The 25,343-nt window shown below is 40.5% G+C and carries 21 protein-coding genes and 1 pseudogene; 18 read left to right on the top strand and 4 right to left on the bottom strand.

From position 1 onward, the window contains the following. Positions 1-406 precede the first annotated feature (406 nt). From Q0779_RS15675 to Q0779_RS15650, 6 genes and pseudogenes are all read left to right on the top strand, one after another. Positions 407-2,356, top strand: a complete 1,950-nt coding sequence (locus Q0779_RS15675) for an ATP-dependent DNA helicase RecQ (RefSeq protein WP_298773924.1) — start codon at positions 407-409, stop codon at positions 2,354-2,356. A gap of 90 nt (positions 2,357-2,446) precedes the next feature. After that, the gene (locus tag Q0779_RS15670; RefSeq protein WP_298773922.1) at positions 2,447-4,237 is read left to right on the top strand and encodes a DUF885 domain-containing protein; all 1,791 of its coding nucleotides are present in this window, start codon (positions 2,447-2,449) and stop codon (positions 4,235-4,237) included. Between the two features lie 1,093 nt (positions 4,238-5,330). Continuing rightward, positions 5,331-5,552, top strand: a pseudogene (locus Q0779_RS15665) (winged helix-turn-helix domain-containing protein); the annotation flags it as partial. Positions 5,553-5,658: 106 nt separating this feature from the next. Further along, entirely contained in the window at positions 5,659-6,783 is a 1,125-nt protein-coding gene (locus Q0779_RS15660) for a M14-type cytosolic carboxypeptidase (RefSeq protein ID WP_298773919.1), read from the top strand. 92 nt (positions 6,784-6,875) lie between these two features. Further along, a complete protein-coding gene (locus tag Q0779_RS15655; RefSeq protein ID WP_298773917.1) occupies positions 6,876-7,193 on the top strand; it encodes a zinc ribbon domain-containing protein in 318 nt (105 codons plus the stop codon). Next, complete coding sequence (locus Q0779_RS15650) at positions 7,190-7,504, top strand: DUF1315 family protein (RefSeq protein WP_298773915.1); 315 nt, start codon at positions 7,190-7,192, stop codon at positions 7,502-7,504. The genes Q0779_RS15655 and Q0779_RS15650 overlap by 4 nt, the downstream gene beginning before the upstream one ends. Before the next feature lie 74 nt (positions 7,505-7,578). Here Q0779_RS15650 and ansA read toward each other — a convergent pair whose 3' ends face one another. Together ansA and sppA are read right to left on the bottom strand one after the other, a co-directional pair. Beyond that, entirely contained in the window at positions 7,579-8,595 is a 1,017-nt protein-coding gene (ansA, locus tag Q0779_RS15645; RefSeq protein ID WP_298773913.1) for an asparaginase, read from the bottom strand. Positions 8,596-8,702: 107 nt separating this feature from the next. Continuing rightward, positions 8,703-10,550 (bottom strand): signal peptide peptidase SppA, encoded by a 1,848-nt coding sequence (gene sppA, locus Q0779_RS15640; RefSeq protein WP_298773912.1) that lies wholly within the window; start codon positions 10,548-10,550, stop codon positions 8,703-8,705. A gap of 155 nt (positions 10,551-10,705) precedes the next feature. Here sppA and Q0779_RS15635 point away from each other — a divergent pair, with 155 nt between their 5' ends. The 7 genes from Q0779_RS15635 to Q0779_RS15605 all read left to right on the top strand — a co-directional run bounded on the left by Q0779_RS15635 (position 10,706) and on the right by Q0779_RS15605 (position 18,559). Next, complete coding sequence (locus tag Q0779_RS15635) at positions 10,706-12,721, top strand: NADPH-dependent 2,4-dienoyl-CoA reductase (RefSeq protein WP_298773911.1); 2,016 nt, start codon at positions 10,706-10,708, stop codon at positions 12,719-12,721. A 578-nt stretch (positions 12,722-13,299) separates the two neighbouring features. Continuing rightward, positions 13,300-13,623: a hypothetical protein gene (locus Q0779_RS15630; RefSeq protein WP_298773909.1), complete on the top strand. Its 324-nt coding sequence runs from the start codon at positions 13,300-13,302 to the stop codon at positions 13,621-13,623. Between the two features lie 192 nt (positions 13,624-13,815). After that, entirely contained in the window at positions 13,816-14,139 is a 324-nt protein-coding gene (locus Q0779_RS15625) for a hypothetical protein (RefSeq protein ID WP_298773908.1), read from the top strand. Between the two features lie 334 nt (positions 14,140-14,473). Continuing rightward, positions 14,474-15,196 (top strand): hypothetical protein, encoded by a 723-nt coding sequence (locus tag Q0779_RS15620; protein ID WP_298773906.1) that lies wholly within the window; start codon positions 14,474-14,476, stop codon positions 15,194-15,196. Positions 15,197-15,260: 64 nt separating this feature from the next. Further along, a complete protein-coding gene (locus Q0779_RS15615; RefSeq protein WP_298773903.1) occupies positions 15,261-16,541 on the top strand; it encodes a glycosyl hydrolase family 18 protein in 1,281 nt (426 codons plus the stop codon). Between the two features lie 824 nt (positions 16,542-17,365). After that, positions 17,366-17,965, top strand: coding sequence for a hypothetical protein (locus Q0779_RS15610; RefSeq protein WP_298773901.1), 600 nt, complete (start codon positions 17,366-17,368; stop codon positions 17,963-17,965). Positions 17,966-18,019: 54 nt separating this feature from the next. After that, complete coding sequence (locus Q0779_RS15605; protein ID WP_298773900.1) at positions 18,020-18,559, top strand: hypothetical protein; 540 nt, start codon at positions 18,020-18,022, stop codon at positions 18,557-18,559. Between the two features lie 387 nt (positions 18,560-18,946). Here the strand turns inward: Q0779_RS15605 and Q0779_RS15600 are convergent, their stop codons facing one another. Beyond that, the gene (locus tag Q0779_RS15600; protein WP_298773898.1) at positions 18,947-19,933 is read right to left on the bottom strand and encodes a GlxA family transcriptional regulator; all 987 of its coding nucleotides are present in this window, start codon (positions 19,931-19,933) and stop codon (positions 18,947-18,949) included. Between the two features lie 125 nt (positions 19,934-20,058). On the opposite strand from Q0779_RS15600, the gene Q0779_RS15595 reads away from it, so the two are divergent. The 3 genes from Q0779_RS15595 (at position 20,059) to Q0779_RS15585 (ending at position 22,110) form a co-directional block, all read left to right on the top strand. Further along, complete coding sequence (locus Q0779_RS15595) at positions 20,059-20,751, top strand: glutathione S-transferase family protein (protein ID WP_298773896.1); 693 nt, start codon at positions 20,059-20,061, stop codon at positions 20,749-20,751. A 67-nt stretch (positions 20,752-20,818) separates the two neighbouring features. Continuing rightward, entirely contained in the window at positions 20,819-21,211 is a 393-nt protein-coding gene (locus tag Q0779_RS15590) for an MAPEG family protein (RefSeq protein ID WP_298773894.1), read from the top strand. Positions 21,212-21,324: 113 nt separating this feature from the next. Further along, complete coding sequence (locus Q0779_RS15585) at positions 21,325-22,110, top strand: hydroxyacylglutathione hydrolase (RefSeq protein WP_298773892.1); 786 nt, start codon at positions 21,325-21,327, stop codon at positions 22,108-22,110. A gap of 896 nt (positions 22,111-23,006) precedes the next feature. On the opposite strand, the gene Q0779_RS15580 is transcribed toward Q0779_RS15585, so the two are convergent. Beyond that, positions 23,007-23,387, bottom strand: coding sequence for a hypothetical protein (locus tag Q0779_RS15580; RefSeq protein WP_298773890.1), 381 nt, complete (start codon positions 23,385-23,387; stop codon positions 23,007-23,009). Between the two features lie 304 nt (positions 23,388-23,691). Here Q0779_RS15580 and Q0779_RS15575 point away from each other — a divergent pair, with 304 nt between their 5' ends. Beyond that, positions 23,692-24,174, top strand: a complete 483-nt coding sequence (locus Q0779_RS15575) for a hypothetical protein (RefSeq protein WP_298773888.1) — start codon at positions 23,692-23,694, stop codon at positions 24,172-24,174. A gap of 128 nt (positions 24,175-24,302) precedes the next feature. Continuing rightward, positions 24,303-25,325: a plasmid segregation protein ParM domain-containing protein gene (parM, locus tag Q0779_RS15570; RefSeq protein WP_298773886.1), complete on the top strand. Its 1,023-nt coding sequence runs from the start codon at positions 24,303-24,305 to the stop codon at positions 25,323-25,325. The last annotated feature ends 18 nt before the right edge of the window (positions 25,326-25,343 follow it).

Here is a 25,343-nt window from a genome sequence, read left to right as displayed (position 1 = left end):
CCCTTTGCCATTAACGTAATACGAGTACTGACAGAAAAGATTCTCTGTGATCCTAGAGGGATGAATGCCACAGACAGATGACAAAATATAGCCATTTATCTCACCTTATTCAAAGCTTCGGCAGTCATCCTTATGGGATGTAAAAATAATTGGTAAGACCAATTAACCAATTAAATAATAGCACAGTGTCATGGGCGCTGCATTAAAAGTGTGGCACTCTATTGATGAAAAATTGGAAAAGTGTTAACTCGCGCTCATTTTTCGTTAATTTGCTTCAATATGGCTTCAACACGCGGGCGTAACGTCGTTTGATGGCATGATACCCAATTGAAACTCGCGCCTGCATTTAACTTGGGTATAGTGATATGCTTGATGGAGAGTGATTTTATGATTGTTAGGGAGTCAAATGCGCAACACGGTTAATATTGATGAGGTTTTATTCACCTTCTTTGGATTTCATGCCTTTCGTGAAGGGCAAAGAGAGGTTATTCAAACTGTGGTCAATGGTGATAGCGCCGCGGCTATTTTTCCAACGGGGTCGGGTAAGTCTTTATGTTATCAATTGTCTGCCTTGTGTTTACCTCACCTCACTTTAGTGGTGTCTCCTCTATTGGCGCTGATGCAAGATCAATTAGCGTTTTTAAACACGAAAGGGATCCCTGCAGCCTGTATCGACTCAACACAAAGCCGAGAACAAGTGGCGGAGTTGATGGCTGCAGTACAAAGACAAGAAATCAAAATTTTGATGATTTCGGTTGAACGGCTTAATAATGAACGCTTTCGGCAGTTTATTAGCCAAGTGGCCATTTCACTATTAGTGGTGGATGAGGCCCATTGTATTTCTGAATGGGGGCATAACTTTAGACCGGATTATTTGAAATTACCGCAATACCAACACAGTTTAAGAATCCCGCAAACCTTATTGTTGACGGCAACGGCGACGGAAAAAGTGGTGGCGGATATGGGCAATAAGTTTGGTATTGCGCCTGAGAACGTATGCCTAACAGGCACCTATCGACAGAATCTTAATTTATCCGTGAAGGGAATAGCGGCGAGTGAAAAATTAGCCTACCTATACCAATGGTTATCTGAGCTTGGAAAGCTATCAGGGATTATTTACGTGACGCTGCAACACACTGCTGAGCAGGTTGCTCGACAGTTAAATGCCAAGGGAGTGAATGCAGTTGCTTATCATGCTGGTTTAGATTCAGTGGTACGGGAAAAAATACAATCGGACTTTATGTCGGGGCGCTCTCCCATTATTGTGGCGACGATAGCGTTTGGCATGGGGGTGGATAAAAGTGATATTCGTTTTGTTGTGCATTATGACTTACCTAAATCCATTGAAAACTATGCCCAAGAGATTGGCCGTGCTGGACGGGATGGGCAAACAGCTGAATGCTTAGTGCTGGCGAGTGGCGAGAACTTAACAACATTGGAAAATTTTGTTTATGCTGACACGCCAGAGCAGTCGGGAATTAAGGCGTTGTTAAGTGAAATGAAGCAAGACAGTGGCGTGGATGAACTGTGGGAAATCATGCTCAATCGTTTATCCACGCGAACAAACATTCGGCCATTGAGCCTTAAAACCTTATTAGTTTATTTGGAAATCGAGGGGGTGATTTCCCCTTTATACAGCTATTTTGCTGAATATAAATATAAATTAGTTGCGACAAAAACTCAGCTTGAGGCTTGCTTTAAAGGAGAACGATTCGTTTTTGTCAATGCGATTATTGATACATCAAAACAGGCTAAGCTTTGGTATACATTGGATCTGACAGCACTGCAACAAGCATACCCTTGTGAGCGCGCGCGCGTATTGACAGCGCTGGATTATATGGATAATAAAGGCATGATTGAATTACAAACGAAGCAGATGATGCAAGTGTATCAAGTGCACTCGTTTGATGTCTCTATTGAGGTGTTATGCGCTCGATTATTTGAAAAATGCCATTTGAAAGAACAAAATGAAGTTGCCCGTATTCATGAATTGGTGGCCTTCTTTTGTAGTGATAAGTGCCTCAACTTACAGTTAGCGGAGTATTTTTCCGATCCTCATTTACATCAGCCCTGCCAACATTGCTGCGTTTGTCATGGAAAGGTGGCGGTATTACCGAGTTTACCCGATTTACCTGTGCTGAAAAGTTATGACTTTAGCACCATGACTTTTGATGCTCGCACCCGTTTGGCTGAGCAAAGCTCTGCTGTTTTATTGAGTCGTTATTTATGTGGGTTAACCACCCCTATTTTTACAAAGCATAAGCTCAGGGCCACGAGTGCTTTTGCTTCGCTCGAAAAGTATCCTTTTAGTCAGGTACTTAACTGGGTTAACTCTGAGTTAGTGAGCATGAGTTAATAACAATGCGTTAATTGGTAGGCGTTCATTGCTTAAAGTGATCTATTTTGGTTAATATTCATCATTTGTTTAACCTAAATGGATCATATAATGAAGAAAACGGCTTTATCCTTAGTGGCTATGTTGTCGCTAATAGGACTGACAGGGTGTCAAACCCAACAACAAGCAAGCTTACCTGTGGTAGAAACCATTGAACAAGATAAGGTGTTTACGCGGTTTTCAGCGCAATTTATTGATGAGTTATGGCAAACATTCCCCACTTGGGCCCTGTATAAAGGTTTTCATGGTTATGATGGCAGGCTCAATATTCCTAATGCAGCACAAAGACAGCAGACATTCAACTTTATTACCCGCCAGCAGCAAGCATTAGCAACAATCGATCCTAATGTTTTGACCCCAAATGCGCGTATTGATTATCGTATTATTGATAATTTGCTGGCTAAAATGAAATGGGAGCAAGAAACCTTTAAATCTTGGCAATGGGATCCGAGCCAATATAATGTGGCTGAAGGTTTTGCACTCTTGATAAATGGTGACTTTGCACCCTTAAATGACAGGTTGTTATCCATTCTTTCTCGTTTGGCTTATATTCCAGACTATTATGCGGCAGCCAGAGACAGTATTGTTTCTCCGACTCTTGAACATACCCAGTTAGCCATTTTACAAAATGAAGGCGCTTTGTCGGTTTTATCGCCGACATTATTAGACACGGCAATGGCGTCAGGCTTAACGGAGACCCAGAAGCAGCAGTTTTCAATGAGGTTGTCTCAAGGTGTAGAGGCCATTAAGCAGCAGATCAGTTGGCTCAAATCCCTTGAAAAGCAATTAATGATAGATGGCGGGCGTGATTTTCGTATCGGCGAAAAAATGTATGAGCAAAAATTTGCTTTTGATATTAAAGCGGGGATGACAGCGAAGCAGCTTTATGAAAAAGCATTAGCGGATAAAGCTAGAGTCCAAGCTGAAATGGCCACGTTAACAACACAGCTATGGCCTAAGTATTTTTCTAGCGCAAAACCGAGTGATGATAAAATAGCCATCGGCCAGCTAATTAATAAATTATCGATTAATCATGTTAAGCGAGAGGATTTTGTGAGTGATATTCGCCAGCAAATACCCGAGCTTGTTCAGTTTGTGAATGATAAAAACCTGATTAATCTTGATCCTAACAAGCCATTGATTGTGAGAGAAACGCCTAAATATATGAGAGGGTTTGCAGGCGCCTCAGTAAGTGCACCGGGTCCTTATGATAAATCAGCGAATACTTACTATAATGTCACGCCTTTAGACAGTATGAGTGAGGCGTCTGCTGAGAGTTATTTACGAGAATATAATCATTGGATTTTACAGATCTTAAATATTCATGAGGCCATTCCAGGCCATTATACACAGCTTGTTTACGCCAACGAATCCCCCAGTCTAGTGAAGAGTTTATTTGGTAATGGCGCCATGATAGAAGGCTGGGCTGTGTATGCTGAGCGTATGATGTTAGAGCAAGGCTATGGTGATTTTGAGCCAGAAATGTGGCTGATGTATTACAAATGGCACTTAAGGGTGATCTGTAACACTTTGCTTGATTACAGTATTCAAGTGAAAGGGATGACTGAAGATGAAGCGATTGCATTGATGACAAAAGAGGCGTTTCAACAAATTGCAGAGGCAAAAGGTAAGTGGCGTAGAGCGACATTGAGCCAAGTGCAATTGACAAGTTATTACGCAGGTTACAGAGGGATATATGATTTACGTGAGGAGATAAAAACAATAGAAGAAACTTTGTTCGATTTGAAAGCGTTCCATGAGCGTTTTTTAAGTTTTGGTAGTGCCCCAGTGAGTGATATTCGTCAGTTAATGTTGCTGGAACATCAAAACGAAATGAATTGAATATGAATGTTATCGGCCAATAAAATACACGCACTTTATTCAAGAGTGCGTTTTTTATGCAAATAGGCCAATTAAGCAGGCTTTTTGATATGTGATTATTATGTATCTATTTGTAACGGTATTTGAGTATTTACTCACTATTTTCTTTTGACCGCTAAATAAAAATATGTGAGAGGGAGTTACTTAAAGCGACAATACGAATAAAAACATTAAATATTACTGATATATAAACTATTAATTCATTTATTACTTGGCTTATACAAGGTGTTTGATACAGCAAGTAGCATGCATTAATGGCGCTTAAATGTCGTGATGACAGGTCTATTTTTAACAAGCCAATATACAAAAAGCCATTTTTTGTTAGAGAATTATTAGAGCAGATCCCCTATGCTAATGGGCTGTAGGGGATAAAATACTTGAGTAAATGAAAAATAAAGAGTATATCTAGTTCAAGTGTAAAGATGTGTAGTGTAGAGGACCAAAATAAAGTGTCATTAAATAGCGGTAATGGCAATGTTAATTTTATTGGCGGTAAAGTGACGGGGGGATTGGTTTATATTTTCACTTTTATGCAGTTTGTTATTTGATATAAATATAAATTATAAATAGGTTTATTTTAAAGAAGAATAGAGCTTTATTATCTTATTACTTGTGGTTGCCTTTTTTTATTGCAAATTTTGCCATCATACAGGTTATTTCTAATTAATCGCTCTGTGATAGTAAACTCATTCAAGAATGGTTAAGCTTTAAAGCGGTAATATTAAATTTATTAATTATATTAATATCTTATTTTGTAACATGTGCCGATATTGGCAGGGGATGAAGAGTAAAAAACGTAAATTTTTATATGAAAAAAATAAAGATAGTCACATTTATATCTATTGATACTGACGTAATTGAATAATAGTGAAATAAGCATTAATGCTTTGCTACTCGTTACTATTGTTGATTGTATAGGAGTGGGTTGTGTATGAATCAATCGCAACAGAATGTTAAATTGTCCCAAAATATGGCTTCTGCGGCCTTAGATATAACAGAATTTGATTTTGATGATACAGAGTTCTGTGTATCACTGGATGATAAAAAAGTTTATTTAACGCAAACAGAGTTTAAATTATTTAAGTATTTATTTGAAAGACAAGGCCAAGTGATCACAAAGCAAGAATTGCAACGCAATATACTCAAAAAAGATCTGGGTAAGTTTGATCGAAATTTAGATATGCACATTAGTAATACTCGTAGAAAGCTTGTTGAAACCCATTTACCTCGCACATTGATCAATACGGTTCGCGGCCAAGGCTATTGTTTTTCTTAAGGCTCATTTTTGTGTTTTGATCTTGGTTTGGTTTATCCTATGGATTACTTATGTTAATTAAACAGGTTCCTACCTTTTTTGGGACCTGTATTTTAGGGAAGTTTTTATGAGGATAAGTGCCAATTTTGATGGTGGAAATATTCAGGTTATCAATGCACTAGAGCCAGAAAATATTGAGCTTGCTATTCGTCCAGATGAGGGAAATGAATTTTTTCAATGGTTTAATTTTAAACTTGATGGCACGATTGGCGTACATTATCAATTGCATATTGTGAATGCCGATAAGGCTTCTTACCCTGAGGGGTGGGAAAATTATCAAGCAGCTGCTTCTTATGACAGAGAACATTGGTTTAGGCTGCCCACACGTTATGAAAATGGTCGATTAACCATTGATGTTGAGCTGGACTGTGACTCTATTCAAATAGCCTATTTTGCGCCTTATAGTTATGAGCGTCATCAAGATTTGTTGGCGAAATGTCAAGTGCATCCAATGGTTACAGTAGAGCACCTTGGTTTAAGCATAGATAAGCGTGATCTGAGTGTCGTTAAGATTGGCGATGGTGATGAGACTAAGGCAAATGTGTGGATCACTGCTCGTCAGCACCCAGGTGAAACCATGGCCGAGTGGCTTGTTGAAGGGTTAATGTCACAATTACTTGATACGGATAACCCTGTTTCACGAGCATTACTTGCTAAAGCTAATTTTTATGTTGTTCCTAACATGAATCCTGATGGGGGGGTTAGAGGGCATCTGCGTACCAATGCATTGGGGGTGAACTTAAACCGTGAGTGGCAGTCTCCATCTCTTGAGAAAAGTCCCGAAGTGTTCCATGTTATTAATAAAATGCATCAAACAGGCGTGGATCTCTATTATGATGTTCACGGTGATGAAGGTTTGCCCTATGTCTTTTTAGCGGGAAGTGAAGGTGTGCCAAGGTTTGATGCAGCAATGGTGACATTGCAAGACATTTTTGAACAAGCTTTGCTCTTGGCCAGTCCGGATTTTCAAACTCAATTTGGCTACGATAAAGATGAACCTGGGCAAGCTAACTTAACCGTTGCCTCCAACTGGGTTGCGCAAGAATTTGGATGTTTATCTTACACGTTAGAAATGCCGTTTAAAGATAATGATGATTTAGCTGAGCCCATTCAAGCTTGGTCACCAGAGCGGAGTATGTTATTGGGCGAAGCGTCTCTCGTGGCAATGAATGCTGTGTTAAACAAATTGTAAAAGTCAGGTATAATGTGACTTTCCCTTGGGCAATAATGAAGCTATTTTGCTCTATAGGGAAGGTGAATATACGGCTTTTGAGAGGTGAGATCATGGCATTAGTTCCTTGTCCAAGTTGTCATAAAAGAATTTCCAGTAAAGCGAGTACTTGTCCGCATTGCCAAACGTCTTTATCAGGAGATAATGAGTCCCATAGGCGTATTAGTCATATCAAAAAATCCAATCAATTATTAAATCACTCACTATTTTCAATGAGCTTATTCATTTTCGGTGTTGTGCTTGGTTTTTGGGGAGGAGAAGTCGCAACAGGGGCGAGAGCTTATGTGGCTGGGGCATGTTTTATTTTTGGTTTTATCGGCTATTTGATATGCCGTATTCGAATTGTGTTACATAAGCGGAAAAGTGTATGAAAGATATCAATGAAGTGATCCAGCAGATGCCCCAAGAAGTGTATGAGCGCCTTGTGAGTGCCGTAGAACTTGGAAAGTGGGAAGATGGCAGTGTGTTGACAGATGAGCAAAGAGCATCGACACAGCAAGTCGTGATGCTTTATCAAGCAAAGAAGCTACAGCAAACGGATCATTTTACCATTGGTCAGGAAGGGCAGATTAATGAATTATCCAAAGTGCAATTGAAAAAACAATTTAACGCGCAAGTCAATGATGACGTTGCTGATTTTAAAGGGGAAAGTATTGCAGCCTTTAAGAATGAAGAATTATAGTGTTTGATTGAGTAAGCAACGAGTGGTGAAGCATCGTTGCTTTTTATCTATTTATACCACTTGATAGCTCAGTGCTAATCTGTACTGAGTTCACCCACAAGATTTTCTTGCATTGCTTGGCGGATCTCATTGGGAGTCATTTCTGTCGACAGTAAGAAATGTAATTTGGCTAAGGCTGCTTCTGTGGTCATATCGCCACCACTTATCACCCCTGAGCCCGCTAAGGCATTGCCTGTTGCATATCCCCCCATATTGACTTTACCTTGCATACATTGCGTGAGGTTGACTAAAATCACGCCTCGCTCGTGAGCCGCTTTTAACGTGGCTAATAGCGCAGGGGTTTGAGGCGCATTACCGACACCGAATGTTAATAAAATAAGGGCTTTAACGGGTTGCTGTAAGACATTATTAAAAATATCCGTTGAAATACCCGGATATAAGGTAACGACACCAATAGGTTGCGGATTAATATTGGCTAAGGTTAATACCGGAGTGGGTTCGGGTTTACCTATTTTCCCCTCATGAAGTCGAATTTTGATACCTGCTTCAAGTAACATAGGAAAATTAGGTGACGCGAAGGCATTAAAGCCATCAGCATGGGCTTTAGTGGTGCGATTACCGCGAAATAGGCGATTATTAAAAAATAAACTGACTTCAGCGATAGGGTAATTAGCGGCAATATACAAGGCATTGAGTAGGTTAGTTTGCCCATCAGATCTGAGTTGTGCTAACGGAATTTGTGAGCCAGTAACAATGACGGGTTTTGATAACCCCTGTAGCATGAACGACAGGGCTGAGGCGGTAAAGGCCATAGTATCAGTGCCATGTAAAATGACAAAGCCATCGTAATGGTCATAATTGGCTTTAATGTCATTGGCGATTAGCTGCCAATCTGTGGGGGCCATATCGGAAGAATCAATCAAAGGATGGTATTCATTAATGACAAAGTCAGGCATTTCAGCATGGTAAAATTCTGGCATAGCTTTAACACATTGGGTTAAAAAGCCAGCAACTGGGGCAAATCCATTGGCTGTTTTTTCCATTCCTATGGTGCCGCCAGTATAGGCGACATAAATTGAACGTTTAGTCATAATTCATTCGACAAAGAGATCCATCGCAAGAGTATACGATTTTAAAGTATAGAAAGCCCAGTAAAAAACTGGGCTTTAGGGTTAAAAGACGTCAAAATTATGGGTATTTATAGATTACAAGTATCACAATATAAATAGGCGCCATTAGGATCGTCAAAAGAGGCGAATGTCGTTAACATATTTTGCCATTTCGACATTAAAGTATTCATGATAGGGCTTTGAGACTGCGTTTGTTGAATGGGGAGATACACCGCCGCTGTCGCAAAGATATCTTGTATAATTTGTTCTTGCGGGCTGAGCTCTTGTTCAATGAGCTGAGTATCAAATTGTTTTAATTTAGCCATTTCTGCCGCTTTTTGAATGGCCTGTGGCATATCTCCAATAGCATCAACTAAGCCTAGGTCTAAGGCTTGGCTGCCTGTCCAGACACGGCCTTGGGCAATGTTATCAACGGCTTGTTTTTCCATATCACGGCCATTGGCGACAATAGTAATGAAATTATCATATCCCTGTTCAATGGTGCGCTGCATAACCTGACTAAAGGCGGGGGTTAAATCCCGAGTGACACTAAAGCCTGCCCATTGTGAAGTGCCTACACCATCAGTGTAAATACCTAAATCAGCTAACGAGTCTTTAAAGGTGGGGATCAGCCCAAAAATACCAATGGAGCCGGTTAATGTCGTGGGGGTGGCATAAATATAATCGGCATCGGCTGAGATCCAATATCCCCCTGAGGCAGCGTAACTGCCCATACTGACAATAATGGGTTTATTTGCGGCTTTAATTGCTAACACTTCTTGGCGAATTTGCTCTGAAGCAAAGGCGCTGCCGCCCGGGCTGTCCACTCTTAATACAATGGCTTTAACATGATTATCAAAGCGTGCTTTTCGCAGCAGTTTTGAGGTACTTTCACCACCAATTTCACCGCTGGGTTGATTGCCATTGAGTATGTTGCCTTTAGCGACAATAATCGCGACTTTATTCGCCTCTGTAGGCTGAGTGTGGGCTTTTGCTATTGGCAGGTAATCATAGAAACTAATTTGCTTATAGTTATCACCTTGGCTGGCCTTACCGACTCTATCCACCATGGCGAGCCTAAAGGCTTCTGCTGTACTGAGATTATCGACCCAATGCAGATCCAAGGCCATTTTGGCCATATCGTTATCGGCTTTCTCCAATTGGCTTAAGTACTGCTCAGGTGATAGGACGAGTTGATCGGCTTTGATGTTACGATTATTGGCGACCACCTTGCTATAACTGTCCCATAAGTTACTCAGTAAGCTCATATTGGCTTCTTTCGCTGCTGGAGACATATCATCACGAATAAAGGGCTCGACTGCGGATTTAAAGGTCCCTACTCGAAAGACATTCATTTTGATGTTGAGTTTATTCAGTGCCGATTGAAAATATTGGCGATAACGGCCCATTCCTTCAATGGTGACCATACCTTGTGGGTTTAAATACACAGTGTCTGCAAAACTGGCCAGAAAATATTGATTTTGATTGTAGCTGTTGGCGTGCGCAATAATGGGCTTACCCGAGGCTTTAAAGGCTGTGAGCGCATTGCCAATGGATTCTAGTTTGCTCAAGCCTGCGCTTTGTAATTGGTCTAAATCGAGAACCAATGTGCTGATATCATTATCATCTGCGGCACTATTGATCACTTTAATCACATTGGACAATAAAATTTCGTTATCGCTGCTGTTTTTTCTTTCGCTATTCATAATCGCTTCGAGCGGTGCGACGGGCTTTTTCTGCTCAACGATGCTACCAGATAAATTTAGGACCAAGGCGGAGCCTTTTTCTAAATTCACTTTGTCTTCTTTACTCAGTCCAATCAACAGTGCGATCAGTAATCCGAAAAAAATGACATTGAGTAAAAGTTTGCGAATACCGTTTAGGGTATTCCAGAGAACAGAAAATATCTTTTTTAAAAATGAAGGTTTAGCGGACATTTGCCACTCCTTTATGACGAGATTGACGTCATGTTAACTGAAATAATACACAGATGGAAAACTCAATTAAAAACAAATGACTCTTTTCCCTTATTGAGCTTAGTACAGACTCAAGGTATGCTGAATTAAATCATTTGTTTAAAAAGGATGTTTGAATGTCGTTTCCGCATTTATTAGAACCCTTAGATTTAGGCCATACTCAATTGAAAAACAGAGTCTTAATGGGCTCCATGCACACAGGCTTAGAAGAAGAAAAGGGTGGTTTTGAAAAATTAGCGGCTTTTTATAAAGAACGCGCTGCTGGCGGAGTCGGGCTCATCGTCACTGGGGGAATTTCACCCAATTTACGGGGGCGTTTAGCGCCTAATGCATGCCAACTCAGTTTTCCATGGCAAGTTAAAAAACACACCATAGTCACCCAAGCGGTGCATGATGTGGGTGGGAAAATTTGTATGCAGTTACTGCATGCGGGGCGATATGGCTACCATCCTTTCTCGCAAGCCCCCAGTAAAGTGAAATCACCAATCACTCCGTTTACCCCTAGCGCGATGTCAGCAAGGCAAGTGAAAGGCACCATAAAAGATTATGCAACCAGTGCGGCACTGGCGAAAAAAGCAGGTTATGACGGTGTCGAAGTGATGGGCTCAGAAGGTTATTTGATTAATCAGTTTGTCAGTAGCCGCACCAATCAACGCACTGATGAATGGGGCGGCGCATTTGAAAATCGTGCGAAATTCCCCCTTGAGATTGTACGCAGCATTCGTGAAAAAGTGGGCAATGACTTTATCATTATCTTTCGTTTATCCATGTTGGATTTGGTCGATAACGGCTCAACGTGGGATGAAGTGGTGCAATTAGCCAAAGCATTGGCGACAGCTGGAGTCTCGATTTTAAATACGGGTATTGGCTGGCACGAAGCCCGCATCCCCACTATCGCAACGAGTGTGCCAAGGGGCGCTTTTGCCTGGGTGACCGAAAGGCTAAAAAAAGAGGTGTCAGTGCCGTTAGTCGCCACTAACCGCATTAATACGCCAGATATCGCAGAAGGCATTATCGCATCGGGTCAAGCGGATATGGTGTCCATGGCGCGACCCTTTTTGGCCGATGCCGACTTTGTCAATAAAGCCGCTGCGAATACGCCAGAGCTGATTAATACCTGTATTGGCTGTAATCAGGCATGCCTCGATCACACGTTTTCATTGAAGCGTGCCACCTGTTTGGTCAATCCCCGGGCTTGTTATGAAACTGAGATGAATTTTACCCCAGCGACGCACAAGAAACGCATTGCGGTGATGGGCGCAGGACCTGCGGGTATGGCGTTTTCTGTGTATGCGGCGAGTCGTGGCCATGATGTGGTGCTGTTTGAGGCTAAAGCTGAGGTGGGTGGGCAGTTTAATTTGGCCCGTAAAATTCCGGGTAAGGAAGAATTTGATGAAACCATTCGCTATTTTCTTGAGCAAATTAAATTGCATAAAGTGGACTTAAGGCTCAATACGCGCTTGGATGCCTCTGTGGTGCGCGATGAAGCTTTTGATGAGATTGTCATGGCATCGGGTGTGCTGCCAAGAGCCATTGATTTACCGGGATTTGATTCGCCTAAAGTGGTGGATTACCAACAAGTGCTAACGGGTCAAGTGAGCGTGGGCGATAAGGTCGCGCTCATTGGTGCGGGGGGAATAGGCTTTGATATGGCGCACTTTTTAGGCGAAGAAGAGTCGAGCACCTTGCATTTAGATAAATGGCTTAAGCAGTGGGGCATAGACAAAACCTATCAAGAGCGCGGCGGCTTGATGCATCCTCAAAAAGAAGCGGTTCATAAACAGCTGTATTTATTGCAGCGTAAAACGACCAAGATGGGTAAAGGCCTTGGGCGGACCACAGGTTGGATCCATCGCTTAGTCTTAAAGCAGCACCAAGTCATTCAAAAAATCGGCGTGAGTTACGAAAAGTTTGATGAACAAGGTTTGCATATTAGCATTGATGGTCAAAGCGAAGTGCTTGATGTGGATAATGTGGTGTTATGTGCGGGGCAAGTCTCCAATCGCACTTTATTGGAAGAAATGCAGTCCACTGGACTGCCAGTGCATATGATAGGCGGTGTGGATGTGGCCGCCGAGCTCGATGCCAAGCGGGCTATTCGCCAAGGGGCCCAGCTAGCTATAAAATTGTAGCGATTACACTTTAGCCATTAAAGGTTAGCCATTAAACGTTAACGTTTAATCTGGAATTTGTTTGACTGGGTTCACTGGGTTTGTTACTTGTTACTTGTTACTTGTTACTTGTTATTCGTTGATAGTGGATAGGTAGTGGATATTCAGCTTAGCGGTAAGCTAAGCTGGATCTTTTTTAAGCAGTGCTTTTATCTGTCGCTTGTTGGGGGGTTAGGTTTTCAAATGAAAGTTGAGTACATTTTTGTGTTATCCCTTGGTTTATTTGATATTAATAACAACGTCCATGTTTAAGAGCCAGTTCGGCATCGATGCCTCTCGTTCGAAGCGTTTTACAAAGTAAAACCTCACCCTGCCGCAGGTTAAGGTCGTGGATGCCTATCCACACTAGGTTTCTTAAGTGAGCGTTTGGCTCAAGTGGTATTGGAAAGTGTGTTTATTCATTGAAGCTTCATGTGGATTTATCGCTTCCAGCAGGTTAAGGTCGTGGATGTCTATCCACACCATCATCCACACTAGGTTTCTTAAATGAGCGTTTGGCTCCAGTGGTATTGGCTAGTATTTTTTAGCTTTTAGCCTTAATGTTATTCATTGCTGCCGCAGGCTTTTGTGCAAATACAAAAATAACGCGCCGTGAATATATCCCTATAGGCTCAGACGAAGGCATCCTTGCCTCCGATGGTTATTTTTGTATTCACACTGGCTTTAAGAGCAAAGAGCAAAGAGCAAAGAGCAAAGAGCAAAGAGCAAAGAGCAAAGAGCAAAGAGCAAAGAGTAAAATCAACAGAATAATCACAAACGGGGTTTCTTCGAATTGGGTTTGTTGGCTGACTAAGGTGAATAACTTTGTGATAAATATTTATGATAAAGATCAGGTGTTTTCACTTTGCTTCAGGTGTAACTAAATATTTTATTTACAAATGTATTCTCGCAGTGGTATTTTGCTTGGCTAGCGTAAAGAGGCTGGGTTAGCAGTGTACTCTAGCTTAATGATTTGTTTAAAAAAACTGTTTCAAAGAATTAGCAGTTTGGAAGATTATCCTGCTGCTGAATAAGCTGTTATGTGTCTTCGCGATAACTCAGAGTAAAGGAACACTATGACCGAAACCGAAAGGGTTTACTGGGCATTGCAACAATTTATGTTCGCAGCGAAATTTGCAGCTTGTTGTGACAACCAATCTATTTATTACAATGTGTTTAAGCCAGTAAGTACTGTACGCATCCCTAATGATGTTACGTTCGATATACCAGAATGGGATATTTTCAATCAGGAAGGCCTAATGACAGCCGCCCTAAATCAGATGATGACCTCGCTTGGAGCATGTTCTATAGCTGTAGATGAGGCACTTTCGAGTAGGGATGGAAACAGCAGTTTTCGAAATTGGCAGAACAATCAAAACGACCTGAATTCATTACGATAAATAATGTTTTTGTTCAGGTCTGCTTACGCTCACAAAATGCCTGACGTCCATTGGCATATTAGCGGTCCACGGACAACAGCTGTATATACGGTAAATACTCCAGACGGTGTTGTTGAGTTCAATGCCAATGATAAGCATGGAAAAAAATTGGAATTGGCCCATGTTGGCGGACTACGAGGATATATACATCTTGTGTGTTTTGCTTCTGATTTACTGAATTAGGGGTATTTTTGAGAGTAATACATAACAAGTACAGGTTGTCAGAACGTCTTTCCGCTCCTTCGTCGCTACAAGTCGTCTGCAACTGCAGGCGTTATGTTTCAAGGAGAGAATATTGCTAAATATTAATACATTTAAAAGTAAAAAAAAGGTTTATGGTAAAGTATTCTGGGGAGCAATCTCTAATGAATTACTTTTTACCCTATTACCTATTGCGATCATCTTTATTATTCGTTTGGCAACAGACTCCGTTGGTACTGAAGTTTGGCTATGGCCAGACTGGTCATTTGCTTCAATAATATTAGTAGGCTCTGCCCTCACAAGGTTTATACAAATAAAGTCTGCTGATCCATTGGATGGTCAAGATATCTTAGCGATCGGATCAAGGCTCATAATATTTGTCCTCGTTTTATCTGTTGTAACTCTCAGCTTGTCCGTACTAAAGGGATCTGGACTTAATGTGCAGAACTCATTTGTAACCGCCTCACAAAAGATAGTTTTCTGTATCTCTGTACTGCTTGTATTTTGGGCCCATTATTTATCTGGTAAATCTTGGTTCACGGAAATAGATAATAATACTGATTACTACAGGTGGGCACTTAGAAATGCTGACTATGCTTCACAAAGAGTTACATATCTAATTAAAATAACAGAAACTTGCGCTAACCATAATAAAAGGAATAAAAAAGGGCTGGTTAGAAACATAGATGAAGACAGACACTTCAAGCAATTGGAGAAAAAACTAGAAATTGTTTCAGAACAAGCAAATTACTTAGTTGAAAGGTTAGAAGAGTTGAAACATAACAAGCAAAGCCAGTCGGACGTTAGGCTTTTGTAGTCATTGTCGCATGACTCTCTGGGTGCGATACATGGATGTTTAATTGGAGAAAAAGGAATAACCCATGAAAAAAATAGCAAACTTTACCGGTGCCATTGGTGCCTGGCTGACTAGTGAATTGCATCCTGCAGGAGCTACTTACAGCTCCCCCAACAGCAATTTCAGTTCCATTAAGCTCAACGGGATTTACGGCACCCTTGATTACCTCAGTATCGGCTGGTTTGGTGTGGATATGAGCAACCCGACCAATCCTACCCTGAGCACGAGTAACGCGTATCTCGCCCAACAGGTGGCAGATGCCCGTGCACAAAACCCAGACATGATCATATTTGCTTTGCTGGCTTATACCGATCAAATCACCGCTGATCTGCAAAAGATCATCGCCGATTCCATATTGCTTTCCACCTTTGCGAACAATGTGGCCAGTTTTCTGGGTAACAACGGCCTCAATGGTTTCGACATTGATTGGGAGTCTCCTACCAATAGCCTCACTTCGCAGCAATCTGGCGCCTGGTTCAACGCACTAGGTGCGGCTTTCGGGGATACGTATTATCTGGCTGTTTCGGCGAGTTCGAATCAGGGCCAGCAGAGTGTCGACAACCTGAATGCGGATGCTGTGAATGCCAATGTGGATGTGTTCAATTTGCAAAGTCGCTGGGTTAGCGATCCAAGCGTATTTATAGCACACGGCATTAATGCCGATCTGTTGGGATTCGGTGCCTATTTCGAAAGTGGAGTCACTGCGCTTCAAGCCTATCAGCAATACGCGGCAGGGATTCAGTACCAGGGGCAGAGTTACCCCTACCAATCCATGATGAGTTGGCGGCTTGATTCTTCCAACTGGCCTTTCGAGCAAAGTCAGCAACTATTGATCCGACAATACATGACTGGCCAACCGTATGTGTTGGAGTTCGACGATGGTGCCATCCTAAATGTGCAAACCACACCCACGCTTGTTCAAAGTATCGTTATCCGCAGCGGCGATGTCGTGGATGCCATCCAATGTACCAATGTCAGCAGCGATGGTTCGTATTTGGTACAGCTATTGCAACACGGCGGAGATGGTGGCCATGAGAATAATCCTATCAACTTCACCAATGGCCTCACGGCTTTCAGCTACGTTACCGGCAACTGGTACGGACAACAGGTTATTGCTCAGATCACCATTAACGATATCAACTATCCGGCTGCGGTAAGCCCTTCAGTATCCAACCAGCAAATGCATCAGGTTACAGCGCCCGACGGAAAAACCATTATTGCCTTTAGCGGGCAAACCCAATATGTGAACCTCGCGGGCGGCGGCTTCACTTGGGTGCTGGCGCAGATCAACCCTGTTTTTGGATAACACGCCAGTCAAAGCCATAAGGTACGCCAATAGGATGCGCCGAGATAAATAGGTAGACTCTTATTTAAAAAAAGTGGAGGAGGTGAAAGCCCTCTGCTTACTCTTTACTCGAGATGAGGCAAACAGCCAAGACCTTGAGTCATGAGCTCTGCGCTGCGTCGCCTATTGAAAAATACTGTGTGCGTTAGCAGAAGAGGCAGCTATCCTGATATTGTGTCGCGAATACTTTCAAAGGATGAGAAGGAGCATGTTACTCATGATCATAGTCTAACAAATGGCCAAAACATTGTTAAATTTCTGCTATTAAATAGATTGTAAAAATGCATTGTGAGAAAATTGCGCTTAGTCTGCTAAATGGGTAAAAGTAGGCAAATTTTAGAGTCTCAGATCACCTCAGTATTTAATAAAAAGCACTTCCTACTAAGTGCTTGAGTTTTCAACGACTGGATTGTTCTCTTTAGACAGCTAGAGTCCATACGGTATTAGATAATCAATATATCGAGTAAGGTTAGAAATTAAACTAAATTCCGGATAACTTCAATTCAAGTACTGGATAAAGATGGTTAAATGGTTAATGAATATTAATCATTATTATATCCTATGTAAAAACAGTAAATAATATGAAACAGTCATATTTACATACATATTTTACATTTTTTTGTGAAGCTAAAGGACTATATTGTTAGGTTGTTTGTAGGCTAGTTTAAATTTATGCAAAGTTGTTATTGTGCTTTACAAGATAATGTGTTTTTTACTTTCTCGAAGTCACTTGTGGCTTTGGTTAATGTATGAAGAGCAAAGACATTAATTAAGTGAGGTGTAAAATGAATTATGACTATAAATACAGTATTGCGAAGTGGTTTACTTTATTCATTATATTGATACTAGTTATCGGTATGCCTAATAAAGTGAATGCTGAAAATGTTCGGGTATGGGTAGAGAATTACAGTATAACATCTCCACTAGAAGTCTATTTCTCTGAGGAACACTGCGCTAAACCTGCCTATGGTGAGTCTACTGGAAAACTTGGAGAAAGTATTCCAGTTTATATCGAAAATGACGATACATATACAGATTACAAGCGTGCCATTTCAGTCGATTTCGTCACAGGAGTAGGATGTGATACAGAAGCAAGTCATTTCAAACTCACATTTAAAACAGAATTTGATGGTGAAACTGTAGGTGCTGTTCGTTTTAATCAACGCTCATATGGCATATCTAAATGGGGGTATGGTTATGTTGCTTTAACGAGACATGACGGAGGGGTTTTGAATATATTAGATGATAAAGAATTTCGTATTTACACTTATTGTGCTTTTGGTATTGAAATGAATGACGATGTGACTGGAGATAGTTATTTCAGACCCTGGATTAAAGTGTTTGATGAAACGCAATCTAATCATAGTAACGGGCAATGCCAGTAATTTCTCCTTTATACATACTTTAGATATGTTTAGTTTATTTAAAGGTTAATCATCATGAAATATATTATTGATCATTTTTTTAACCAATCAAGCTATATTAAAGCTATTTATACTGGCCTATTATTGTTGATAATCGGAGCCAGCACTTCGGCGTTAGCATGGGAAATGCGTTTTGCTGTTTATAACCATCATTCTGAAGCTGTTCAGGTTTCTTTTTTAAATAATCATTGTTCAAGGCAAGCTGGTGGAGGTGGACCACAAGCACCAGCAGTCTGGAAAACAGTCCTTTCTGATAAAAAAGAAGATTTTAAGATCGACTTTACCTGTTCTGGTAAGAGTGACTTTTATGTTATTTTTAATACACAAAGTGGCCTTCCACTCGGTGATGTTACATTTGACCAAAATTTTTCTGAATATGATACATACGGAATTGATGGTGCCTCAATGTGGGTACATAAAAATAGCGAATTAGGTGAAAAACTAATTCATGTCTATTGTACTGGGGGCTCTAATTTAGAAGATCCCGTGGCGACAATACATGTTTATGACACCGAGCAAAAACCTTTTTATCAAAACTTGTGTTTTCATGATTAAGTGAAAGTGGCCATGCTAAGAATAACTAAGACATATACGGGCACTTCCATTGAATCTGTGTAAGGTGTTTTTTGTACATGTCCTGCGTTGACAGAAGAGGCAGCTATCCTGATATTGTGTCGCGAATACTTTGAAAGGATGAGAAGGAGCATGTTACTTATGCTCATAGCCTAACAAATGACCAAAACATTGTTAAATTTCTGCTATTAAATAGATTGTAAAAATGCATTGCGAGAAAATTGCGCTTAGTCTGCTAAAGAACAATTAAGACATATATGTCTTAATGACTTAAGTTTTTCATAGCACAGAATACTCGTTGAGCGACTGATTGTATCATCCATTCAATTATTTTTATTTACTTCAGATTGCTATCGGCATTTTTTGTGTTTAATCATTATTGGGTTGGCCAAATTTTCGGCGGAATTCGGTCGGTGTGATCCCTGTGCAACTTCTAAATATTCGGCGCAGAAAACTGATATTTTCATAACCAACTTGTGGTGAGATGGCTTCAAATGATAAGTTGGTTGTCACTAAAAGCATTTTAGCGGCTTCAACTCGAGTGAATTGCACATACTTATTAGCGGTTTCCCCAGTTGCAGCTTTGAATCGGCGATTAAATTGTCGAAGGCTTGTCCCCGATTTTTTTGCTAATGCCTCCATTTGGATACTTTCTTGAAAGTTTTTTTCTATCCATTCCTGAGCTTGAAGAATGATTTCATCTTCATGCTCTTTGTTAGGTAAGAACACTGCAAATAGTGCTTGAGAGGTCCTATCTAAATCCACAAGCATACATCGCGAACTTTGTAAGGCTGCTTCACGTCCACAGTATTTTTCTATTAGGTGGAGTGAGAGATTTAAATCAGCGGTGATGCCTCCACCACAAAATAGACGGTCTTCTTCGGTGATCATACATTCTGTTTGCAGAGTTACTTTAGGGAACAGCTTTCGAAACTGATTTGCAAGGCTCCAATGCGTGGTTGCTTTTTTACCATTTAATAAGCCCGTTGAGGCAAGGGTAAATGCACCAGCACAAATAGCGGCCAAATCTGCTCCTTTTTCATACCATTCAATTAACCAAGTGACTTTTTCTTTATGGGCGTCACTCGTCACTTCATAGAAAAAACCTTGTGATGGAATAACTATTAAATCAACCTCCTTGATGTCGTACATAGAACAAGCGGGGATCACTGAAAAATGATTTAGGGCTGTAATGGGCTTACCATCGGTGGTGACTATTTTGACTTCAAATTCTGGACTTGGCTTCTCACCAACGGTCATATTCCATAATACGCCTGTTTGAAGAAACATGTCCATCGGGGCTGCAATGGTAGATAAAACACAATTTTCAGCAGCAAGAATTACGACTTTTTTCATGAATATGTCCCGAATGGTCTTTTTTGGTCCCTTATAAATCTTATATCAATGACTGTGCACAAGTAAAGTATCACTCAGATATTCGAAGAAGCATTTTATTCAATCAATTATTAGGAGTCATGAGCATGAAATTATATGGTATTCCAATGTCCCCATTCGTCCGCAAAGCACGTGTTGTGCTTGAGCTAAAAGGCCTAGATTACGACATCGTTGATATTTATCCCGGCACGAAAACTGCTGAATATTTAGCCATTAGTCCATTGGGGAAAATACCTGCACTCCATGATGGTGATGTGGTTATTTGTGATTCAAGTGTCATTATTGAGTATTTGGAAGAGCAATACCCTGATACCACGGTAAGACCTAAAAGTATTGAGGACCGGGCTAAAAGTCGTTGGTTGGAAGAGTATGGCGGATCAATGTTATTCAAGCCTTGTGCCGATCATATTTTTATGGAGCGACTGACCAAGCCTGTTATGACAAATAATCCCACGGATGAAAGGATTGTGGAAAATAGCATAACAAATTTAGTGCCACCAGTATTTGATTATGTTGAATCTCAACTTCCTGCGACAGGTTTTTTCTTTGGTGAATTAGGTGTTGCAGATATTGCCGTGGCTACGGCTATTATTAATGCAACTTATGCAGATTTTGATGTTGATGCGCTGCGATGGCCAAAGTTGAGCGCACATTTAGCTCAGATCATGGCCCATCCTGTTTTGATGAAATGCATGCAAACGGAAAAACCAATGATTGATTCGTTAAAGAAAATGGTAGGTCAACAAATGGTCGTTCAACAAATGGTCGTTCAAGCTTAATGGTAATCAGTATGAGAAGTACCTGTCATGCTTGTGTTGTTAATTCTATTGTACCATGGAGAATGATATGCCGACTGAACTGATATCCTTAACGTTGATCACTTTATTGACTGCATTGATGTGGGTGCCTTACATGTTCAACCTTGTTAAGGTTAGAGGCATCTCAGATGCACTCGGTTATCCAAGCGGGCCTGCAGATGTTGCAGAATGGGCAGGTAGAGTCGATCGTGCTCATCGAAATGCAATCGAGAATTTAGCGATATTCGCCCCCTTAGTACTTATTGTGCATGTAACTGGAATAAGCAGTGACGCAACGGTTATCGCCTCTGTGGTGTATTGCCTTACTCGTGTGGCTCATTTTTTCATGCTGGTTTTTGCAATACCTATTATTAAATCAATTAGCTTTATGATTGGTTCAATATGTCAGCTAGTGTTAGCTATCGCAATTTTGCAAACATGAAGTCAATTAAACATGACTAATACACTTATTATAGCTAAATCACTTTTCATTCCAGCTGACTATGTCATTTTATATTGATTTAGCTATATTTCAAACCGTAAAGGAGCAACCTGATGAAAATCATTCGACTATTTATGAATAATTTTTTGAGCAATTATTGTCATTTAATTATCTGCGAGCAAACGAATGAGGCGATTATTTTAGACCCACTCGATGTTGATAAATGCTTAGCTGAGGCGGAACGCCATGCTGTAAAAATCACCACAATAGTGAATACTCATGAACACTTTGATCATATTGAAGGGAACCCGGGGATTGTCGCGGCAACTGGCGCCAAAATTTATGCTCATAAAAATGCCATCAGTAGTATCCCCAATGTTGATGTTGGTTTAAGTGCTGGAGAGTTAATTGAGGTTGGCACTGAGATCCGTCTTCGAGTATTACACACACCCGGTCATACCTCAGCGCATGTTTGTTTACTGTCTGAACAAGGTGAACCGGCTTTGTTTTGTGGTGATACCTTGTTCAATGCGAGTGCCGGAAATTGTAAATACGGAGGCAATGTTAATGATTTATATCATACATTTGTTGAGCAATTAGCCAATTTACCAGATGACACAAGGATCTATCCAGGACACGACTATTTCGTTAACAACCTGAAATTTTCGCAACAACGTGAGCCTGGTAATATTCAAGCTGCGGAGCTGTTGGCTGTTGTTAATAGACAAGATCCAGAAAACCGAATGGTTACGACCTTAGGGATTGAAAGACAAATCAATCCTTTCTTTAGGCTTCAAAATGAAGAAATTATCAGCAATCTAAAAAACGAATTGAACGATCAACAGACTGATCCCAAATCGGTATTTATTGGACTGAGAAACTTGCGAGATAGGTGGTAACCTTAAATTGGAGATTAGTCATAAATTAGGTTGTTGGATTTAGCTTACTTATTGATTTTTATGAAAATGGTATAACTTGTTGCGTCAGTTGTGTTTTTGGCGCTTTTTATATTTTGATTAATCATTATTTCTTAGTATCCAATTGAGTATTTGAAGAGCGAGCATATTTTAGGTTATTTAAAGTAATGCTCCACTATTATTTAAATATTCAACCTTATTGGTTTCTAATCTATTTTTTGATAAAGCATTGGGAGTGGAGGGGGATGATATTAGGAAGGAGGCCATAACGTTCATGTTATGGCTCATTAAAGGGGAATGGTTATTGAATGATTGTTGCCTAATTCCCCAACACATCTGGGGTTGATTTTTTAGCCAATTTGGCGGCTTTCTTCTCTTTCGGTGTTAATAGAGGTTTCTTTTTAGCGTCTCTTTTACCTTTTTTACCTTTACTCATAATACTCTCCTTTTAACTGTGACCTATTAAGCCTAGTGTTTAGCTTGAGGTTAGCGTCAGGTTGAAGTGTTAGATTGAATCTCTGTGTTCATTTGTCGCAGTATAAGTATGGCTTAAAAATATGCAATTGGTATAAAAAGTGAGCGAGTTGTGGGAGGTTTATTATCTCAAGCATAATAAAAACTGCCACACTATCAAGGGAACAAAGCGCTTTTTTCGGATTGGAGTGAATGTATCATCTAGAGAAATATGACTGTTTTTTGTATGAATAATACAGGGTTTTCATTAATGAAAATAAAGTGACTGCCGTCGTCATTACGCGGTGGCTTTAGAATTAGAAGAGCAGTTTTTTGCGCTATGTCGAGTGGGTGGTGTTTTTTGGGAATGCATGACAAATGACAGGCGATAAGTGCTATCGCCTGTTAACCTTGTTTCGCCAGTATTAATGGCCAGTTTCATAATTCATAGATGCACTATTGGTGGTTTCCCAGGTGCCATCATCATATAAAATCGTGGCTTTTGCGGTGGTATTACCGCTATAGGCACGAACGGTGACATAACATTGAGTCCCGCCTGAACAACTTGCATCGCCTTGCCAGATCACCGTATCCACATTTTTAGTGATGTTTTGAATCGCAAAACGACCAGAGGTACTATTGCCAAAACTAAAATCCAGACCTGAGCAATTGGCGGTACCATTGCCAAATACATTGCCGCCGGGTTTGACGTTTAAATAGCAGACCAAATTTGCGGATATGGCGTTTTGGGACAGTAATAATGTTGAAAATAATGCCGACGCTTTTAATAGATGAGTTAATTTCATTTGAAGTCCTTTTTCTTTATTTGCTTTGTTGTTAATGAACTGCACTTGATGGATCTTTAAGCTAGCAAGCTTAGGTGCAGTCGACAATGTGTGGATAGGGTGTGGATAGGAAAATTACTCTAAAGAGGGCAGTCAAAAGTAGGGCGTTTTTTTTGGAGGGAAGACAGAGTAGGTTATTGATATTGATGCATTGTTATTTTAACATATAAAAATCAGTTTCTTATCACTTTTTGTGGTGGAATGAAAAGCAGTAAAGGGAATGGTTGTAATATGTTAGTTGTTAAGTGGTACAAAAAAACCAGAGATGATAGTGGCATTTTCTGCCTTATTGATAAGCTTAATTACGGCTGGAGTGAGCGTATATTCAGCTTATGTGGATCGCAGTTATGCTCGAGCATCAGTCTGGCCAAGGTTGGAGTGGCATCGCAGTTTTGGAGAAAATAATTTTAACTATGGTGTGACTAATAGCGGTAATGGCCCAGCGTTAATCCAGTATGCGATAGTGACATATCAGTCTAAACCGATTAAAGAGTGGCGGGATATTCCGGATTTACCTAGAGTGTCTCAATCGCATATTAGTAGCCGAATTTTATCAGCACAAATAATGATTAATCCCTTGTCTTATCAAGGTGACAAAGCCGATTTTTTGTTAGATATGGATGAATTTATCGAGGTTGAACTTTGTTATTGCTCCCTGTATGAAGAGTGTTGGATTATTAATAAAGGCAATGACGTTAAGTCGGTAGCACAGTGCGAGGTTGACCCATCAATGGCATTTACGCAATAGAATGACTTATATGGATATAAAGAGGGGGCAATGTTCAAGGGATAAAGTTAGTGCAAGAGCATTAAAGTTTATTGAAAAAGTGCCGCTATAAATGGGTAATCCCTTTTTTTAATAGGCTCAACTTTATAATGCAAGCAGTAACATTAAAGTTTGCCATCGATGATGGTTCGACAAACGTAAAAATCAGCTGGATAGATAAGGGGCAAGTATGCAGTATCACTTCTCCTAATTCTTTTCGTAAAGACTGGAAAAGTGCCGCACTATTAAGTGATAAAAAAATCTTTAATTATCAGATTGGTTCGACAAAATATACCTATGATGCGACCTCCGATAAAGCCTTATCAACGACCCATGTGGCGTTTCAATATGATGATTTAAATTTACTGTCGGTACATCATGCCTTGTTGCAAACGGGCATAGCCCCTTGTGAAGTGAAAATTCTAGTGACCTTACCCATCACTGAATTTTACAATGCCGATGATTGTCAAAAGAATGAAGATAATATTGCTCGTAAAAAAGCGAACTTAATGCGAGACATCAATTTAAATAAAGGTGAAGTGTTTAAGATTATTGATGTGGAAGTTTTGCCTGAAAGTCTACCGGCAGTATTGACCACATTAGTGGATTCTGGGGTGAATGAATTTACCAAGTCGCTTGTGATTGATGTGGGCGGTACCACATTAGACATGGGCGTCATTGTTGGTGAGTTTGATGATATATCAAGTGTTTATGGTAATGCAGAAATTGGTGTGTCTATGGTGACGGATGCGACGAGAAAAGCATTAGCGGCTGCAGACAGTGATGCCAGTTATTTAGTGGCAAATGAGCTGATAAAACGTCGTCACGATCGTGATTTTGCCAGTGAAGTGATTAATGATTTAAGTAAGCTAGATTGGGTGCTTGAATGTATTGCGAATAAGATTAATGAACTGGGGGATGCGGTGGCCTATGAAGCGAAAACCTTCATGCGAAATCCTAACCGTATTTACCTAGTGGGTGGCGGTGCGACCTTAATTGAACAAGCTGTGAGAGAGGCTTACCCCAGTTTAGCCAGTAAAATTGTTTTGTTGGATGAACCTCAAGAAGCATTGTCACGTGAGATTTGTTGTTATCATGCGGCTGAAGTCGATGATATCGCAGTTGCATCATAAGCTTACTGAATAGAGAGA

Origin of the sequence: uncultured Shewanella sp., from assembly GCF_947491715.1 — a bacterium.
GTDB lineage: Bacteria > Pseudomonadota > Gammaproteobacteria > Enterobacterales > Shewanellaceae > Shewanella.
Note: the sequence above shows the minus strand (reverse complement) of the source record. Positions and strands in the feature narration are given on the sequence as shown.